Annotated in this window: 1 pseudogene; it reads left to right on the top strand. The window is 66.1% G+C overall.

Features of this window, described 5'->3' with window-relative positions:
• Positions 1-230: pseudogene (locus tag QSV46_RS41260) on the top strand (GGDEF domain-containing protein); the annotation flags it as partial.

The following is a 230-nucleotide window of genomic DNA, read 5'->3' as shown; positions in this document are numbered from 1 at the left end:
CCCCGGAAGCCTTCGAGCGCGACCTTGCCAGCGCCATCTACCAGACCCAGCAACGCGGCGGCGGATTGTCGGTTGCACGCTTTGCGTTCGATCTCGACCATCCCCGCGCGCAATTCGACGGCGCGCGGATCATCAGCCGCCTGATGCGGCAAATGGATTTCGGCGTCGCCCAGGACGACGGCTCGGTTGTCGTGGTCTTTGCCGAGGCCGACCTGAAGTCGGCTCACGCC

The organism is Bradyrhizobium cosmicum, from assembly GCF_032290525.1.
Classification (GTDB): Bacteria; Pseudomonadota; Alphaproteobacteria; order Rhizobiales; family Xanthobacteraceae; genus Bradyrhizobium; species Bradyrhizobium cosmicum_A.
The sequence above is the reverse complement of the archived record's forward strand: the minus strand, read 5'-3'. Positions and strand labels throughout refer to the sequence as shown.